The sequence below is a fragment of the Flavobacterium enshiense DK69 genome, from assembly GCF_000498495.1.
Classification (GTDB): Bacteria; Bacteroidota; Bacteroidia; order Flavobacteriales; family Flavobacteriaceae; genus Flavobacterium; species Flavobacterium enshiense.
In genome coordinates, this window is the sequence record NZ_AVCS01000028.1 from 106,240 (window position 1) to 122,890 (window position 16,651).

The following is a 16,651-nucleotide window of genomic DNA, read 5'->3' on the forward strand; positions in this document are numbered from 1 at the left end:
CATTTTTATTATTATTTTTTTCTCAATTTTATTAATATTCCATTAAATAATCTAAAGAAAACTAGTCAATTGTCAAAACAAATGGAAAATAGTTGCGATTATTCAAACTGACTGTAAATAAAAAAGGAGCCGAAGCTCCTTTTATTCATTTATGTAAACCAAACATTGTCTTAATTCGGGTTTTTCTTTTGTAAAGCTAAGCAACCATTCTGTCAATTGCTCTAACTCATAAGGTAATAGTATTTTAACTGCTTTTTCTAATTCTTTACAAAATAATATAGGGTCAAAACTTACTCGCTCTAAAATAGATTTGGTGTAAGCATACATTGATCTTGACATAATAATGAACTTCTAATAATTGTTTAATCGGTTATTTAACTTACTAGTAAATTTATAAAAAAATTTTAATATTTTTTAAGTTTAAATTAATTAATTATTAACACCGAATATATATCACAATCTTTTAACAAACCAACTGCTTTTTAACAGCCCTCAACATTTCACGCTTGCCAGGAGGCCCCTGCAACTTCTCAACAGAGAAACCAACCTCCAGCATAGCCCTCTTAATAGGCCCCCTGCAAGCATACGTTACCAAAACTCCGTTTTCTTTCAGTGCATTGAACATTTTCTGAAAAATCTCCACCGACCATAACTCCGGCTGGTATTGAAATCCGAAGGCATCAAAGTAAATCAAATCGAAATAGTTTTTATCGTTTATTTCATTAAAAAACTGTTTCCTTTTTGTTAAAGCAAACCTATCCGAAATCAATGTTTTACTCTCCCATTCACAGGAATGCATATGCTGAAAATATGCATCATACTGATTGGCATTCAGTTGGGAAACATAATTCAGTTTTTCAACTTCTTCCGGCAAAATCGGATATGCTTCCACCCCAACATAATCAATCGTTTGGTTCAAATTTTCAGCTTCCAGAAAGGTGATAAAAGCATTCAACCCCGTACCGAAACCAATTTCTAAAACAGTAACGGACTGCTCCTTAAAAAGTGACAGCCCGTTTTGAATGAATACATGTTTTGCTTCCTGAATCGCTCCGTGTCTGGAATGATAGGTTTCTCCCCACTCTTCCATCAATAATGATGAAGAACCATCTTCAGTCTGAATAATTTTTCGTTTCAATTTTATTCTATATATAGTTTTTTAATTCTTGGTATTGGGCCGCCACATTTAACCTGGTGGCAACTCAAACAGGCATCTACCCCACTATTAAAATGTTCTTTGGCGTTTTTCGGATCCTGATAAATCAATTCCTGAGCTTTAATGAAATTCACTGCCTGCGCTTTAAAGAAGTCATCGTTTTCTTTTTCATCCGTCATCACAGCTTTATGAATGTCTAAAAAATGTTGAGGAAATTTTCCGATAGTATCGCCATTTTTGATCCGTTCTTTCAAACGTAGATTATCTGCATACATCTGTTCCATCAACTTTGCCATTTCCGACATTTCATACATTTTGAAATCTTTCTTTTCAGCTGTCACTTTTTTTGCCTCAACTTTTGATTCTTCCTTTTTCACACAAGAAAAAAGAAGTCCTGACAGCAAAAAAAACACTACTACCTTTTTCATTATTTCGCAATTAAAACACCGTCCGCCATAAAAGCATAGGTTACTTTTGGAGTTGTAATACTATCTATTGAAGCCTGAGATTTACCAGCATCTTTAGCATAATGCTTCTGGTCTGCAACCGTTTCAATACTCACAAAAGCCTTTCCGTTTACAACAGCTTCCTGCTTTCCTGCATTCATCGGAACAAAAAATGCATAATCCTTAAATTTTACGAAAGTCTCGTTTCCTTCCGCTAAATCCATAGACATCCAGCAGCCTTTATTCTGACATACTTCCTTAATATTAGACTTAAACTTAACGTTTAGTGTATCTCCTTCTTTTAGATTTTTAAACCTAGAAAACATCTCTTCTTTCGTTAGCGCCTCAGCATCAGTTATACTATCACCAAAAACAGCATAATCTACTTTTTTGACATCCGCGATATTTGCTTCCTCCTGTTTCTTATTACAGCTTATAAAAGCAAAAACTGAAAAGGCTAAAACGGCAACTTTTTTCATGATATTTAAATTTTCGACCTTAATTAATAGATTTCCAAAGAAACAAATTAATATTGAACGGCAAAATGCGTAATCAAGATTTTCTGTTTATCTGATCAAAAAATTGTTTTTTGAAGTCATTCTTTGAATTTTTAAAAACAAATTAGGAAAACCGCAATAAATTACACTATTTTTAATAACACCTGCTGAAAAGCACTTTTTTTTGTTAGATTTGCAATGACACAACAAGTTTATTAGTAAAAATAAAATTCATATTTTTCTAATAGCCAATTATTTAGTGTTTTTAATACTAATTTTTATTCAATGGAATTAACAGCTTTAGACAACATTAAAATTGTTACGGCAAAAGAATCAAAAATAACTTCGGTAGATTTTGATAATTTATCATTCGGAAATGTGTTTACAGACCATATGCTGGTTTGCGATTATGACAATGGTGTTTGGGGAGATCCCGAAATTAAACCTTATGAGCCATTTACCATGGATCCTTCATCACGTGTTTTCCACTACGGTCAGGCAATTTTTGAAGGCATGAAAGCTTACAAAGACGAAAATAATGATGTTTGGTTGTATCGCCCTGATCAAAACCACGAAAGATTCAATAAATCGGCTGTACGTTTGGCGATGCCTGAAATTCCGGAAGAAATTTTCATTGACGGTTTAAAAAAATTGATCGAAATTGAACAAAAATGGGTTAAAAAAGGAAAAGGAAATTCACTTTACATTCGTCCGTTCATGATTGCTACGGGACATGGTGTGGTTGCATCTCCTTCAAACCAGTACCGTTTCTGCATCATTCTTTCTCCTGCAAGTGCTTACTACTCAGGAGACGTAAAAGTAGTTATCGCAGATCATTACAGTCGTGCGGCTAACGGTGGAATTGGTGCTGCAAAAGCGGCAGGAAATTATTCTGCACAATTTTACCCGACAAAATTAGCAAACCAGGAAGGTTTCCAACAAATCATCTGGACAGACGATGCAACGCATACTAAATTAGAAGAAGCAGGAACGATGAATGTTTTCTTCAGAATCAACGATACTTTATATACTGCGCCAACCAGCGAGCGTATTCTTGATGGCGTAACACGTAAAAGTATTATTGACATCGCAGAACGTGATGGAATTGATGTTGATGTAAGACCGGTTTTGGTTTCTGAAATTGTGGAAGCGGCTGAAAAAGGCACTTTGAAAGAAATTTTCGGAGCCGGAACTGCTGCAGTAATCAGTCCGATTTCAGGTTTTTCATATAAGGACACGTATTATGAATTACCAAAACTACAGAATTCATTCGCTTCAGAAATTAAAGAGAAGCTGACAAATATTCAATACAAACTGGCTGAAGATACTTTCGGTTGGACGGTGAAGATTTAGTTGGGAAGTTTACAGATTTCAGAAGGCAGATTGCAAACTTGAAATCATATTGAACACTAACCATATAGCACAAAAAAGGGATTCAAAATTTGAGTCCCTTTTTTCTTTATTTTTTATACCCTAAAATTTGCATCCTGCTATCTGCATTCTGCTTTCTATTTTTTCCTTTCTGCAGTCTGGTTTCTGTAGTCTGCCTACTTTATTTCAATATTTCCTCAAAATTGGGCTTAAAGTAATTCGGGCCTTTCATCACTTTTCCGTCTTCACGGTAAATCGGGTTCCCATCTTCACCCAGCTTACTCATATTGCTGCGCTGGATTTCATCGAATACTTCTTCAATTTTGTGTTGCAAACCGTGTTCCAGGATGGTTCCGCATAAAATATAAAGCATATCCCCTAAGGCATCAGCTATTTCGACTAAATCATTATTCTGAACGGCTTCCAGATATTCTTCATTTTCTTCTTTCATCAGATTAAAACGAAGCATATTTACCTGATCTCCCAAACACCCTTTAGGTTCTTGACCCACTCCTAAACCGAAAGCATCATGAAATTCTTTAACTGCGTTAAGTTGTTTTTGCATAATCGTAAAATTTGTTGCGAAAAGTAAATAAAATAATTTTCAAAAAACTAATTTTGTGTAAAATTTCCAGCTATGTTTTCAACAGGTCAACTGTATTTCGCCCTATTTTTTGTTGTCGCATTTGTATCAGTAATGATATATGTTTACCGGAAAGATTTGGCCTTACACAAAATACATTACAAAGGCAGTTTATGGATACTCTTTTTCTTCCTGCTTTTTATAGGAATTTTATTTATAATCAAATTAGTCCTGAAAGAATAAATATCTTATATTTGAAAATTATCATAATTAGTACAAAATTATGCGAATTGTAAAATACATACTCCTCCTTATATTACTTGCTATTATTGCCATTACCGTTTATATCGGCACACAAAACAGCCAATATGATATTAAACGAAGTAAAGTTATCAATATACCTCAACCCGTTTTATTTAACTATATAAACGATTATAAAAACTGGGAAGACTGGGGTCCGTGGGGCGAAGAAGATAAGTCAATTCAATATACCTATGCTGAAAAAACACATGGTGAGGGTGCCTCATTTTCATGGGTTGGAAAAGAGGGTGAAGGCCGAATGAAAACGGTTAAAACCATGGAAAACGACAGTATTTTTCAAAAAATTTATTTTGGAGAAGGCGAACCTGATAACATTATCTGGGGATTTGAAAAAACAGGAAATGGCACCAAAGTAACCTGGCAGATGAAAGGAAAAATGCCTTTTATGATGAAATTTTTCTCTTTCTTTAAGGGCGGTGTAGAAAACATGATGGCTCCTATGTTTGAAAAAGGCTTAAACAATATTGACAACCTTTTGGTAAAAGAACTAAAAAACTATACTGTAAAAGTGAATGGTTTAACCAGAAAATCGGGAGTTTATTATATCAAACAAACGGTTACCTGCAAGATTCCGTCACTTTCCAAAAACATGGGAATCATGTTCCGAAAAATTACAAAATTTGCCAAAGACAATAACATAACGGTTAACGGTTCTCCTTTCGCTATTTACTATAAATATGACACGGCAAACGGTATCGTAACCTTCTCAACCTGTTTGCCTATTGCCGAAGAAATTTTCACCTCTGAAGGAAGTGATATTGAAGGAGGACGTTTCTATTCTTACTTGGCTTTAAAAACCACGCTTACCGGAGATTACTCCCACAGTAAAGAAGCATGGGATAAGGCTTACGCTGAAATAGCAAAACGCAAATGGATGGAAGATCATGCCGGAAAATATATTGAAGTCTACAAAGTTGGAATGAACGAAACCAGAAGAGCTTCACAATGGGTTACGGAAATTTACATCCCGATTGTAGAAAAAGCCAAGCCTATTGAAATACCGGCAGCAGTAAAAGATTCAACAAAAGTTCAATAATAAAAAAAGTCCCAATCTGGGACTTTTTTCTTTTTCTATATTTTAGATATTTTAGTCTTTCAGCAATTGCTTGATTACTGTTTCAGCTGCATGTAAACCAAACAAGGCTGGCATCCAACTGTTTGTTCCGAAGAACGATTTTTTAAAGTTGGTTCCGTCAGTCATTTTTAAGCTGCTCTCATCTGGTTTTTCCACTGAAAATACAGCTTTAACCCCACTGGAAATCCCTTCTTTTTTCAAACGCTTACGAATCACTTTGGCAAGTGGGCAAACATCTGTTTTGCTGATATCTTTTACGACAACTTTGCTTGCCAGCATCTTCCCGCCAGCTCCCATGTTACTGATTACACGAACCCTTTTTCGTTTAGCGGCCAATATCAAATTCAATTTCGGCGTGATACTGTCGATACAATCCAAAACATAATCGAATTCCGGAGTAACCAATTCAAAAGCTCTTTCAGGTGATAAAAACTCCTGAATTCGGGTTAATTGCAATTCCGGGTTGATATCCATCAAACGATCACCTACAATTGTCACTTTTGGCTGTCCTACTGTAGAATGTAGTGCCGGTAACTGACGGTTTACGTTGGTAATATCAACTGTATCACCATCAACAATAGTCATTTTTCCAACGCCTGCACGAGCGATAAATTCGGCTGCGAAAGAACCAACGCCTCCCATTCCTACTACCAATACATTGGAATTCCTTAATTTTTCTAATCCTTCTTTTTTAAATAATAATTCGGCTCTTTCTGTCCATTCTGCCATTTTACAACATTTTGTGTAATGTGATTCCGGTCGAAAAACCGGTCTTCATTACGGGTTAAAAACTAACTTAAAATTATCTGAGATAATTTGTTCCACATCCATTTTTTTGATGAATGCAGCTTTTTTGTATACATCTGAGATGCTTTCTTCAATCGTGTCGGTTTCCAGGAAAAAAAGTTCGTTCGGAACCTGTTCAAAAACCGAAGCCAATTCCGGGTTGCGGAGAAGGTATTTCCCAAACGACAAATAAAATCCGTTATCCAAAAGGGATTTGGCTACCTGCCAGTTTTTAGAAAATCCATGAATAACCATCGGGACTTCAATTTTCAGGCGTTTTTTAATTTCGATTACCTCCTGATAAGCCGAAACGCAGTGCAAAATTACAGGTTTTTGGTATTTTACAGCTAATGCCAATTGTTTTTCGAAAACTTCACTCTGAATTTCAAGTGATGTTTCAATTCGTTTATCCAAACCGCACTCCCCTAACGCAAGGCAATTTTGCTGTTGAAGTTTTTCTTCAATAATCTGCAGAAATTCGTCCGTTCTATCCACATCGATATACCAGGGATGCATTCCGATGGAAAAATATTGAACCATATCATCAAACTCATTCGGATACTGATTAACGATTTCCAGAACGTTTTCCTGACTGGTACTTTTATGAGTATGGATATTAAATTTCATTATGATAAACTAATCATGAAACTTCTTCACTCCGGCTCTTACTTCCACAAGAATGTCGTTTTCTTTTGGCGGAATCGGACATGAATACCCTTCATTATAGGCACAATACGGATTGTATGCCTTATTAAAATCCAATATCATCGTCTTACTATCAGAAGCTTCCAAATCGATATAACGTCCTCCGCCATAACTTTCTACACCGCTGGTTAAATCGGTAAACGGAAGGAACAAATAGTTTTTAAACTTTTCCTGTTTTGACAAATCGATACTTTGGTAAACGTTCAGTTTGCATTCCTTCCCTTTCAAAACAAAATGTAATTCACCGTATTTGACATACAAAGGTGTTCTGCTGCCGGTCGTTTTCATTGCGAAAGGTTTTTCATTAGGCGTCTTTACCAATTTAGCTTCCACACAGAAATTCATGTCAACCGGATAAAAATCGAGTGATTTGAAATGCTCTAAATCCGATTTTTTAAGCGGACTTTCTTTTTCATCGGCATATTCTTTATTGAGTTGCAACTGATAAGCTTTAGCAGTCTCTTCACTGCATTGTGCCGAAACAACCATCGGAAATAAAACGATAAAAAGAAGCTTTTTCATTTTTTATATTTTTCACAAAAGTACTCAAAAATTACGTTTTAAAAATTCACAATCATTTAACAGTGAATCGGTCAATAAGATTATAGATTTGCATTTCATAATTTAAGTATGTTCCTACAGGTTTTTTCACGCTACATAAACAACTTTAAAGGATTTTCAAGAGAAATCTGGATTCTAACGCTGATTACTTTTATCAACAGGGCAGGTACAATGGTATTGCCATTCTTGTCCAAATACTTAAAAGAAGATTTACATTTTTCTTACAGTCAGGTAGGTTGGATTATGGTTTGCTTCGGCTTGGGCTCAATGATTGGCTCTTGGTTAGGAGGTAAACTATCCGATAAAATAGGCTTCTATAAAATAATGATTTTCAGCTTATTTACGAGTGGATTATTATTTTTCGTTATCCAGTACATCACCAGTTTTGTAGGCCTCTGTATCAGTATGTTTTCAATTATGATTATTGCCGATATGTTCCGACCGGCCATGTTTGTTTCTTTGGGCGCATATGCCAAACCAGAAAACAGAACCCGTGCTTTGACCTTAGTACGTCTTGCTGTTAACCTTGGTTTTGCTGCCGGCCCGGCTTTGGGTGGTTTGATTATCATGGGCATAGGCTACCAGGGCTTATTTTGGGTGGATGGAGGAAGCTGTATTGTTTCGATATTGATATTTGCCTTATTGGTAAAAGAAAAAAAGAAAGAAAAAGTACATCTTGACCAATTTAATAATGGACAACAGAAATCCGTTTTTAAAGACAGGCCTTTTTGGATTTTCCTTTTCATCAGTTTTCTTACAGCGATGGTTTTCTTCCAGTTGTTTACCACACTCCCACTCTATCATCATGAACAATTTGCAATGACAGAATTCCAAACCGGATTACTGATGTCATTTAATGGGCTTATGGTATTCTTTTTCGAAATGCCGATTGTGGGCTATGTGGAACGAAAACAGATTGATAAAGTAAAAATCATTCTATATGGTGCTTTGTGTATGGCTATCAGTTACTATTTGCTGCTTATTAATGTTTGGGCCGGAATTTTAATTGTGAGTATGTTGTTTGTGACTTTTGGGGAAATGTTTGCTTTTCCGTTTTCCAATTCCTTTGCCATGAGCCGGGCGCCAAAAGGGTATGAAGGACGTTACATGGCGCTTTATACAATGAGTTTCAGCTTGGCTCACATCATGAGTTCCAAAACCGGAATGGAGATCATTTCACGATTTGGATATTCGGTAAACTGGTTCTTCATGGGAAGCTGTGGTATCATTGCATTAGTCTGTTGTCTATGGCTGCAAAGAATGCTTTCAGCAAACGAATAATCCTTTTTGTAATTATTCTTATTTACTGCATATTTTGTAAATAAATTTTTATACATAAACTTAAAAAATAATATTTTACTTACTTTAGCGGTCATAAAAAAAATTTATGGCCGACTATATAATTCAAACCGAATCACTCAATTTTCAATATTCGAAGTCTAAGAAAGTTTTAGAAAATATTTCGATTAATGTTCCAAAAGGTTCCATCTATGGTTTTTTAGGCCCCAATGGTGCAGGAAAATCGACTACGATGAGGCTACTAACCGGCATCATCCCCGAACAGGGCAGCTCGATTAAGTTATTTAACCAACCTCTTCAAAAGCAACTCCCGTTTGTCTTCTCTAAGATTGGATCATTGGTAGAATCGCCTGCGTTGTATCTTCACCTGAGCGGTATTGATAATTTGAAGTATGTAGCCAAACTTCGCAACATTCCTGAGGAAAAAATACATGAAACGCTGGATTTGGTTGATTTAACCCGAGATGGTAAACGTTCTGCCAAACAATATTCTTTAGGAATGAAACAACGGTTGGCAATTGCCATGGCTTTATTGGATGATCCCGAATTACTGCTACTCGACGAACCGGTGAACGGTTTAGATCCCAATGGCATAATCGATATCCGTAAATTACTCATCAAGCTCAACAAAGAAAAAGGGGTCACCATTTTTGTTTCGAGTCATTTGCTGAGCGAAATTGAAAAAATGTGTACGCATGTAGGCATCATCAATAAAGGAAAGTTGTGTTTTGAAGGAACTATGCAACAACTTTCTAAAGAAGCCCGCATGTGCAAAATTCAAATTACTGTTGACGATGCCCATAAATGGCTGCCTACTCTCGAAAACAACTATGCCAATGTAACGATGGTAACTCAGAACCAAATTACCTTAAACCTTAAAAGCAAAGAGGAAATTCCAGATTTTATCAAAGCTCTTGTTGACCTGAATATTGCCTTATATGAAGTTAAAATTTTAGACGGGCTGGAAGAATGGTTTATGACAATAACTAACGAAAAAAATGTGCATGAAAACTAATATATCAAACTTTATTACCGTACTGAAAGCCGAAAACATCAAAAGAAGAGGCACCATGTTGTATTGGAACAGCGCTATTCTTGGGATTATTTCGCCTTTAATGTTTTTTAGCATCTTAATTAGTATTCCAAACGAAGAAATAAAATCGGAACTACCGTTTAATTACTATTTGAGATTTATTGAAGACACGTTACAACCTTTTACCTATTTCTTTTTCCCGCTGCTCATCATCATTACGGCGAGCAGGATAACACAATTAGATCATAAAACCGGAGGCTGGCAATTGATGGAAACCCAACCTGCGTATAAGTTCTCTATTTATTTCTCAAAATTCATCACCCTCCTTACTGCCAATGCAATTTCGATTGTTTCTTTTATTACTGTTGGATTACTGTCGGCCTGGGTACTCCATTTCTTTATTGATGTTCCTAAAATGGCCATCTTGGAATTTCCTCTGATGGAAATATTTCACACGACTACAAGGTTGTTTGTGGCATCGCTGCTCATTACAGTGTTACAGTTTACAATTTCTGTTTTAATTCCGAGTTTTATCTGGTCCATCCTGATAGGATTTTTTGGATTATTGTTAACGCTGTTCCTAAAGCCTTTCAATTTGGTTCCGGTTTGGTACCCTTATGAAATTCTTTCAAAAATTGCATCCAAACATGAAGGCAGCGATTTGGGCTACTGGTTTACGTTTACCGAATATATCAGTCTGACCATCAGTACTATTTTGCTTTACATCGGATTCAGGTGGTACCAGCACAAAACCTTCAAGTTGGCTTTTGCAAAAATACCACAAGCGACCGGCTTAGCCATATTGTCGATCTTTGGTGGATTAACCTGCTGGCTTTTATGCTCGAATCAGATGGCTGATCATGACAAAACAGTATTTTGTGGTAAGATTGAAAGCAAGGATAAATTCAAAAACATCTACCTGAAAGACCTTATAATCCAAGATACCATTGCCATTATTCCAATCAAAAACAATGAATTCCATTATATTTTTAAAGACAAAATAATTGCCGACAACTATCAGTTTATTTTGGACGGGAAATACGACGGAAACGTATTCTTCGGGCAGAAAGACAGTATTTATCTGGATGGAAAAATTGCAGGTCCGAAATCCGAATTTAAATTAAAAGGGACGCGATTAGCCGAAAATCAAATGGATTCCGATCCTAAATCGGATTGGAGTGTTGTTACTTACTATTTACAGGAAAACGTCAACTTGGACAAGCCCCAGATTATTATTGATGCTCTATATAAAGAATGGAAGAAAGCAATGGAAGCGTCCAATACATTTAAAACTGTTGACAATTACATTCCGAAAAACGATTATACGGAAAGAACCCAGAAATTGATCACCACAAACTACCTGAATTTGTGGAATGACTTTTTGAAAAGAAGAGCAGCGTTATACCCCAACGAAAAAACCACAGGGGGTAAATCTATTGAAGAAATACAGAATAAATTGTCTTTGACCGATGAAAGTTTATTAAGCAGTCAGAATTATTTTGACTATGTGAAAGATCAGTTAATTACCAAAGACAATAGTGATATAGACGAGAACACCAAAGCCATTACGGCGATTTCGAAACTCAAAAATGGATCGTTTAAAGATAAAATGCTGTTTTGGCAGATCAGAAAAGTTATTGAGGAGGCTTCCACCAGCACAGAAAGAAACCAATTTGTTTCCCAGTACAATCCGTTAATCACCAATACTGATTATCAAAGAAAAATCAACAACCTTAACAGAATTGCCGAAAGTTTAGGAAAAGGTAAAATTGCACCTTCATTTGAAGCTACCGCGCTTGATGGTAAAAAAGTTTCACTTGCCGGATTAAGAGGGAAATATGTTCTTATAGATGTTTGGTCCACCTGGTGTGGCCCTTGCAGACAGCAATCTCCTTTCTTCGAGAAATTTGCTTTGAAATACAAAAAGGAAAATATTCAGTTTGTGGCACTCAGTAGCGATGAAAACGTAAAAGAATGGTACATCAGTGCAAAGAATAAATCAAAAACGGTATTGCAATGGCATATTGATAATTCCAAACAATTCGGCAGTAATTATGATGTAGTATCCATCCCGAGGTTTATACTTATTGACCCGAATGGCAACTTTGTCAATGCAAAATTGCCGTTTCCAAACAATAATTCCTTCGAAATGATACTGCGAAAAGCATTGCATTTACCGGATGAAGAATAATTCAGAATTTCAAAAATAAGTTCTAAATAAACGCATTCTAAAGAAAGGATGCGTTTTTTGGTTTAAATAGTTTTTCCCACACCATGAGCTCCAAAACCGAAATGGAGAACATTTCCCGATTGGGGACATTCGGTAAACCGGTTCTTCATGGGAAGCTGTGGTATCATTGCATTAGCCTGTTTTCTTTGGCTGCAAAAAATATTAAATGAGGAAAACTGATTTTTTTGTTGAATAACAGAATATTGCTTTTTTTCTGTAGGAAAACTGTACCTTAGAGGTTAAATTTATTTAACTATCAGTTTTTATATGCGTAAGGCGCTGTTATTCCTTCTCTTAATAAGTCAATTTACCTTCTCACAAAGCGACGTCAGTAAACTGGTCGACAGTTTAACGATGAACCTTTCCGATAAGGAAAAAGCAAATATTGCCCTAAAAATTGCCGCCGAGCTAAAAAGTTCCGACTGGAAAAGATCTTTGCATTATATTGAATTTTCTGAAAAGCTTGCAAAAAAAATAGACTCGGATCAAGTTACTGCCGATATCAACATCAAAATTGGAGACATCTACAACGAGAAAGATGCATTTGACATTGCTTTAACTTATTATCTGAAAGCCTATGAATACAACAGGGAAAATAATGTTGATGAAAGAAAATACCATCTGGAAAATTCCCTGGCCATCATTTATGCCCGATTAAACAATAAAGATAAAGCACTACATTATTTCAATAATCTGCTTAAATACCATCGAAAAAAAAAGAACACCACTTTTACAGCTAAAGCCCTTAATAATATAGGTACGTTGTACATGAGCAATGACATACTGGACAGCGCCATGGTTAATTTTAAGGAATCCCTAGTGCTAAGCAAAAAAATCCACGATGAAAAATTAAACAGCATATTATACAACAATCTCGGAATTTGTTATACTCGCTTAAATAATTTCGAGGAAGCCAAAAGTTACTTCGACAAATCCATTGCAATCGCCGAAAAAAATGCAACTGACAAAAATAAAGCCTGGATATACAATTCCATTTCTAAGATGTATTTGTTGAAAAAACAACCTGCTCCGGCCCTTTCTTATGCCCAAAAAGCCTCATCATTACTGGAAAATGAAAAATATAGTTTTGAATATAAAAATGCTTTAATCAATATTTACAAATCCTACCTCTTGAAAGGCGATTATAAAAATGCAGCCACGTATTTTGAAACGTATGATCAGATAAGGGACAGTCTGAATATTGAAAGCAAAGCCATGAATGTTGAAAAACTGAAACTGGAACAGGAGCATAAAGAAAATGAAGAGCTACGGCTATTAAAAGAGAGCAAAGAGAATTTCAAATACTATATAATAGGATTGAGCCTCATCATGGTGATGATGATACTCTTTATTTTATTGATAAAATACAGAAACAGGCTCACAAATGCTCAATTGGAAAAAGATTTATTCGAGGCAAAAAAGAACGAGTTGGATGCCAATCTGGAACTAAAGAATAAAGAACTGATAACCAATTCCATGATGGAAATTCAGCGTGCGGAAATCATTGAACAAATCATAGATGATTTAAGAGAGCTGAAATTACAGTCCCAAAAAAAGGAAACATTGCAAACCATTGACACTATTATTAAACAATTGGGCAAAAGGGACAATAACAGCCTTTGGGAAGAATTCGAACTGCATTACGGACATGTCAACGAATCATTTTACAACATCCTCAATGAGAAACATCCGGAATTGACATATCGCGATAAGAGACTCTGTGCGTTATTAAAACTGAACTTAACTACTAAAGAGATTGCTCAGATTACCGGCCAATCGATAAAATCGCTTGAAAATGCCAGAACAAGACTCAGAAAAAAATTAAATTTAACCAATACAAACCTCGATTTGGTTACCTATTTAGTTAATTTAAATTAAAAATTCCACAAAGAATCCACCACTCTTCACTCAAAATAACAATTCAAAACAAATTAAAAAAGCCCTTTAAAATCAACAGCTTACAAAAAAATGAGTGGTAAATAAGGGTAGAAAAAAACAGCATGAGTAGTTTATAGAGACTTCAAAAATAGTATCGGTCATATTGATTAAATAATTTTGGACTATCAAAAAATTCAGGAAAGCCCTGGATCGTAATCTAAAAAACTATGACGATTATATTTTTCAAACTTAAACTGTTAATGCTATGAAAAAAATTACTTTTCTTTTACTTTTTTTAGTTTCCTTTCTGTCGGCAAATGCGCAATGGACAACGGATACAACTGTTAACACATTGGTTGCCAATGTAGTCAATAACGCTCAGGAAGTTGTTAAATGCCCAAACGGAAGTACATATGTTGTATTTTGGAAATCAGTGGCTTCGCCCGTCTATTTTGAATTGAGAGTCCAATTATTAAACGCCAATGGTGTACAACAATTTGGCCCGGAAGGGATACTGATCAGTAATACTATCCCTATGGGATCTTCTACCGTATTTATGAAAGTAGCGGGTGATTCAAAAAACAACCTTTATGTGGGAGTGACAGGTACATTAAATACAGCTGGACAACCTATTTTTGCCTACAAAATAAACCAAGCAGGTACAATGTTATGGGGAGCCAACGGAATAAGCGTTGGTAACGGTTACCTACCCTCAATACTTCCATTAGAGAATGACAATGGTAATGTATTAATACAATATATGGCACTTTCAGGGCCGTCTAAATTACAAAAATACTCAGAGACAGGTACTCCTATTTGGGCTGCAGCGGTAGATGTTCTCTCTGATAACCCTGCATCTCAAACAACACCGGCAAGTCTTTTTGAATTGTCAAACCAACAAGTTATGGTAGTATTCCATAAAAGGATATCGGCAAGTACCGCAACCAACCTTTTTGCTCAAAAATATAATACCAGCAATGGAACTGCCCAATGGGCGACACCTGTTCAATTAGCAAACAAAGGGACAAATTATAACAATATGACTTATCGTGGTGCTCAGGATGGTGATGTGGTTTTTTACGGTTATTCAGGATATACAGGAACACGACAAGATGGTTTTGTGCAACGAATCAACCCGGACGGTACTTTACCTTGGGGCGTTAACGGTGTTGATTTTGATACCAACGCAACGCTATATGAAACGGATACCAGAATTGCCTTTTCCCCAGGTTCGCAATATGTTTGGGCTATATCCAACTATACTCCTTCTACTCAAGACATTAGAGGTGAATACGTGCAAAAATTTGATAAGACTACAGGAGCCAGATTATTAACAGATAATGCCAAACAGGTTTTTCCTATTGATGCCAATCGAAAAGTACATGCCAGCAGTTTAGAGTTAATTAATGATGCCCCGTTTTTCTTAATTACTGAAGGCTTTAACAATGGATCTTTACCAGTACCAATTAAAGCAGTTCTTTTGAAGTCTAATGGAGATTTTGCATGGCAGGAACAATCCCTTCCTGTAGCTACATTCAGTGCTCCTAAAGGACAAATAACTTTAACAAAACCAGTTAACAATAGTGAAGCTGTTGTGGTTTTCAATGAACCTAAAGCTGCAGATCAGAATAAAATTTATGCTCAGAAATTTGTATTGCCAACAACATTAGGAGTTAACGATTTTGAAACTGCGGAAAATGCTGTGATGTTATATCCAAATCCTGCCAACAGTTTCTTTAGCATTAAAGCAACTTCAATGATCAAATCTATTGCGGTATATAATACTTTAGGTCAAAAAGTATTTAGCAATGACACTGTAGATTCATTGGAATTAAACATACCAAGTCAGAACTGGGCAAAAGGTTTTTATACAATCAATATTGAAACTACCGACAACAAAACCTTGTCTAAAAAACTAATTAAAGAATAACCACCACCTAACTATAACTTAATTATCACTTTTTTTGGTAGGCCTGCCAAATAAGCCCTACCGCAGAAATCCCGATTCGTCGGGGTTTTTTCATTGAATATCAGTACCTTATACAAAATATTAAATGCAGGCACAAAAAAGCATCTGTTAATAAAACTATAAAATTAGTTACTCAACTAAAAAAATAGTTGCGCAACTAAAAATATAGTTGTACGTTTGTTATGTGCTTGAGAGTTAGTAAGCACATTTGCGTTAGATTTGATATTAAGAGGAGGACAGCCGGTGGCTGTCAAATAAAATCTACGCAGCTAATTTGCGTTAGGGATAGAGGCGATATCCTTTTGTGAAACATAGTGGAACAAAAGATAAAGCCGAAAGCCCGACCCTTGTGGGAACGCCCATTTAAAAAACATCAATCATGCAAAAGTTAACAAACAAAGAAGAAGAAGTAATGCACATTTTATGGAAGCTGGAAAAAGCTTTCGTGAAAGAAGTCTTGGCTGAAATTACGGAAGATCAGCCGCATTACAACACCTTGTCTACGATAATCCGTAATCTGGAAGAGAAAGGTTATGTTTCGCACAATGCCTTTGGAAACACGCACCAGTACTTCCCTATCGTAACAAAAGAAGACTACCGCAAAGGTTTTATGAACACTGCTATTGAAAATTATTTCAATAACTCCTATAAAAGTATGGTTTCCTTTTTCGCCAAAGAAGAGAAAATCAGTGCGAAAGAATTACGCGAAATTTTAGAAATGATCGAACAGAAAAAATAAAG

16 protein-coding genes are annotated in these 16,651 nt (G+C 35.7%); 8 read left to right on the forward strand and 8 right to left on the reverse strand.

Annotated features, from left to right (window positions below; all coding sequences use genetic code 11):
- Nucleotides 1–141: 141 nt before the first annotated feature.
- The 4 genes from FEDK69T_RS15745 to FEDK69T_RS13765 form a co-directional block, all read right to left on the reverse strand.
- Nucleotides 142–339, reverse strand: coding sequence for a hypothetical protein (locus FEDK69T_RS15745; protein WP_035630452.1), 198 nt, complete (start codon nucleotides 337–339; stop codon nucleotides 142–144).
- Between the two features lie 124 nt (nucleotides 340–463).
- Nucleotides 464–1,138: a tRNA (5-methylaminomethyl-2-thiouridine)(34)-methyltransferase MnmD gene (mnmD, locus tag FEDK69T_RS13755; RefSeq protein WP_023574786.1), complete on the reverse strand. Its 675-nt coding sequence runs from the start codon at nucleotides 1,136–1,138 to the stop codon at nucleotides 464–466.
- Nucleotides 1,139–1,140: 2 nt separating this feature from the next.
- Entirely contained in the window at nucleotides 1,141–1,584 is a 444-nt protein-coding gene (locus FEDK69T_RS13760; protein WP_035630451.1) for a hypothetical protein, read from the reverse strand.
- Nucleotides 1,584–2,081, reverse strand: a complete 498-nt coding sequence (locus FEDK69T_RS13765) for a DUF4920 domain-containing protein (protein ID WP_023574787.1) — start codon at nucleotides 2,079–2,081, stop codon at nucleotides 1,584–1,586. The genes FEDK69T_RS13760 and FEDK69T_RS13765 overlap by 1 nt, the downstream gene beginning before the upstream one ends.
- 303 nt (nucleotides 2,082–2,384) lie before the next feature.
- Here FEDK69T_RS13765 and FEDK69T_RS13770 point away from each other — a divergent pair, with 303 nt between their 5' ends.
- Nucleotides 2,385–3,452: a branched-chain amino acid aminotransferase gene (locus tag FEDK69T_RS13770; protein ID WP_023574788.1), complete on the forward strand. Its 1,068-nt coding sequence runs from the start codon at nucleotides 2,385–2,387 to the stop codon at nucleotides 3,450–3,452.
- A gap of 199 nt (nucleotides 3,453–3,651) precedes the next feature.
- On the opposite strand, the gene FEDK69T_RS13775 is transcribed toward FEDK69T_RS13770, so the two are convergent.
- Nucleotides 3,652–4,035, reverse strand: a complete 384-nt coding sequence (locus tag FEDK69T_RS13775; protein ID WP_023574789.1) for a pyrophosphohydrolase domain-containing protein — start codon at nucleotides 4,033–4,035, stop codon at nucleotides 3,652–3,654.
- Nucleotides 4,036–4,336: 301 nt separating this feature from the next.
- Between FEDK69T_RS13775 and FEDK69T_RS13785 the strand changes: the two genes are divergently transcribed.
- Complete coding sequence (locus FEDK69T_RS13785) at nucleotides 4,337–5,410, forward strand: SRPBCC family protein (protein ID WP_023574791.1); 1,074 nt, start codon at nucleotides 4,337–4,339, stop codon at nucleotides 5,408–5,410.
- A gap of 51 nt (nucleotides 5,411–5,461) precedes the next feature.
- Here the strand turns inward: FEDK69T_RS13785 and FEDK69T_RS13790 are convergent, their stop codons facing one another.
- The 3 genes from FEDK69T_RS13790 to FEDK69T_RS13800 are packed head-to-tail and all read right to left on the reverse strand — an operon-like array spanning nucleotide 5,462 to nucleotide 7,462.
- Nucleotides 5,462–6,178: a tRNA threonylcarbamoyladenosine dehydratase gene (locus tag FEDK69T_RS13790; protein ID WP_023574792.1), complete on the reverse strand. Its 717-nt coding sequence runs from the start codon at nucleotides 6,176–6,178 to the stop codon at nucleotides 5,462–5,464.
- A 48-nt stretch (nucleotides 6,179–6,226) separates the two neighbouring features.
- Complete coding sequence (locus tag FEDK69T_RS13795) at nucleotides 6,227–6,862, reverse strand: TatD family hydrolase (RefSeq protein WP_023574793.1); 636 nt, start codon at nucleotides 6,860–6,862, stop codon at nucleotides 6,227–6,229.
- Between the two features lie 9 nt (nucleotides 6,863–6,871).
- Nucleotides 6,872–7,462 (reverse strand): DUF1684 domain-containing protein, encoded by a 591-nt coding sequence (locus FEDK69T_RS13800; protein WP_023574794.1) that lies wholly within the window; start codon nucleotides 7,460–7,462, stop codon nucleotides 6,872–6,874.
- Between the two features lie 108 nt (nucleotides 7,463–7,570).
- Here FEDK69T_RS13800 and FEDK69T_RS13805 point away from each other — a divergent pair, with 108 nt between their 5' ends.
- The 6 genes from FEDK69T_RS13805 (at nucleotide 7,571) to FEDK69T_RS13830 (ending at nucleotide 16,649) form a co-directional block, all read left to right on the forward strand.
- Nucleotides 7,571–8,782: an MDR family MFS transporter gene (locus FEDK69T_RS13805; RefSeq protein ID WP_023574795.1), complete on the forward strand. Its 1,212-nt coding sequence runs from the start codon at nucleotides 7,571–7,573 to the stop codon at nucleotides 8,780–8,782.
- Between the two features lie 106 nt (nucleotides 8,783–8,888).
- Nucleotides 8,889–9,815, forward strand: coding sequence for an ABC transporter ATP-binding protein (locus FEDK69T_RS13810; RefSeq protein ID WP_023574796.1), 927 nt, complete (start codon nucleotides 8,889–8,891; stop codon nucleotides 9,813–9,815).
- A complete protein-coding gene (locus FEDK69T_RS15585) occupies nucleotides 9,805–12,024 on the forward strand; it encodes a redoxin family protein (protein ID WP_051385152.1) in 2,220 nt (739 codons plus the stop codon). Before FEDK69T_RS13810 ends, FEDK69T_RS15585 begins: the two co-directional genes overlap by 11 nt.
- A 306-nt stretch (nucleotides 12,025–12,330) precedes the next feature.
- Nucleotides 12,331–13,941, forward strand: a complete 1,611-nt coding sequence (locus FEDK69T_RS13820) for a tetratricopeptide repeat protein (protein WP_023574798.1) — start codon at nucleotides 12,331–12,333, stop codon at nucleotides 13,939–13,941.
- Between the two features lie 265 nt (nucleotides 13,942–14,206).
- On the forward strand, nucleotides 14,207–15,871 hold the full coding sequence (locus FEDK69T_RS13825; RefSeq protein ID WP_023574799.1) for a T9SS type A sorting domain-containing protein: 1,665 nt from the start codon (nucleotides 14,207–14,209) through the stop codon (nucleotides 15,869–15,871).
- Between the two features lie 418 nt (nucleotides 15,872–16,289).
- Nucleotides 16,290–16,649, forward strand: coding sequence for a BlaI/MecI/CopY family transcriptional regulator (locus FEDK69T_RS13830; RefSeq protein ID WP_023574800.1), 360 nt, complete (start codon nucleotides 16,290–16,292; stop codon nucleotides 16,647–16,649).
- The last annotated feature ends 2 nt before the right edge of the window (nucleotides 16,650–16,651 follow it).

Excerpts from the sequence above, each read along its gene's own strand:
- FEDK69T_RS15745 (WP_035630452.1), bottom strand. The coding sequence starts at position 339 with ATGTCAAGATCAATGTATGCTTACACCAAATCTATTTTAGAGCGAGTA.
- FEDK69T_RS13760 (WP_035630451.1), bottom strand. The coding sequence starts at position 1,584 with ATGAAAAAGGTAGTAGTGTTTTTTTTGCTGTCAGGACTTCTTTTTTCT.
- FEDK69T_RS13765 (WP_023574787.1), bottom strand. The coding sequence starts at position 2,081 with ATGAAAAAAGTTGCCGTTTTAGCCTTTTCAGTTTTTGCTTTTATAAGC.
- FEDK69T_RS13770 (WP_023574788.1), top strand. The coding sequence starts at position 2,385 with ATGGAATTAACAGCTTTAGACAACATTAAAATTGTTACGGCAAAAGAA.
- FEDK69T_RS13775 (WP_023574789.1), bottom strand. The coding sequence starts at position 4,035 with ATGCAAAAACAACTTAACGCAGTTAAAGAATTTCATGATGCTTTCGGT.
- FEDK69T_RS13785 (WP_023574791.1), top strand. The coding sequence starts at position 4,337 with ATGCGAATTGTAAAATACATACTCCTCCTTATATTACTTGCTATTATT.
- FEDK69T_RS13790 (WP_023574792.1), bottom strand. The coding sequence starts at position 6,178 with ATGGCAGAATGGACAGAAAGAGCCGAATTATTATTTAAAAAAGAAGGA.
- FEDK69T_RS13795 (WP_023574793.1), bottom strand. The coding sequence starts at position 6,862 with ATGAAATTTAATATCCATACTCATAAAAGTACCAGTCAGGAAAACGTT.
- FEDK69T_RS13800 (WP_023574794.1), bottom strand. The coding sequence starts at position 7,462 with ATGAAAAAGCTTCTTTTTATCGTTTTATTTCCGATGGTTGTTTCGGCA.
- FEDK69T_RS13805 (WP_023574795.1), top strand. The coding sequence starts at position 7,571 with ATGTTCCTACAGGTTTTTTCACGCTACATAAACAACTTTAAAGGATTT.
- FEDK69T_RS13810 (WP_023574796.1), top strand. The coding sequence starts at position 8,889 with ATGGCCGACTATATAATTCAAACCGAATCACTCAATTTTCAATATTCG.
- FEDK69T_RS15585 (WP_051385152.1), top strand. The coding sequence starts at position 9,805 with ATGAAAACTAATATATCAAACTTTATTACCGTACTGAAAGCCGAAAAC.
- FEDK69T_RS13820 (WP_023574798.1), top strand. The coding sequence starts at position 12,331 with ATGCGTAAGGCGCTGTTATTCCTTCTCTTAATAAGTCAATTTACCTTC.
- FEDK69T_RS13825 (WP_023574799.1), top strand. The coding sequence starts at position 14,207 with ATGAAAAAAATTACTTTTCTTTTACTTTTTTTAGTTTCCTTTCTGTCG.
- FEDK69T_RS13830 (WP_023574800.1), top strand. The coding sequence starts at position 16,290 with ATGCAAAAGTTAACAAACAAAGAAGAAGAAGTAATGCACATTTTATGG.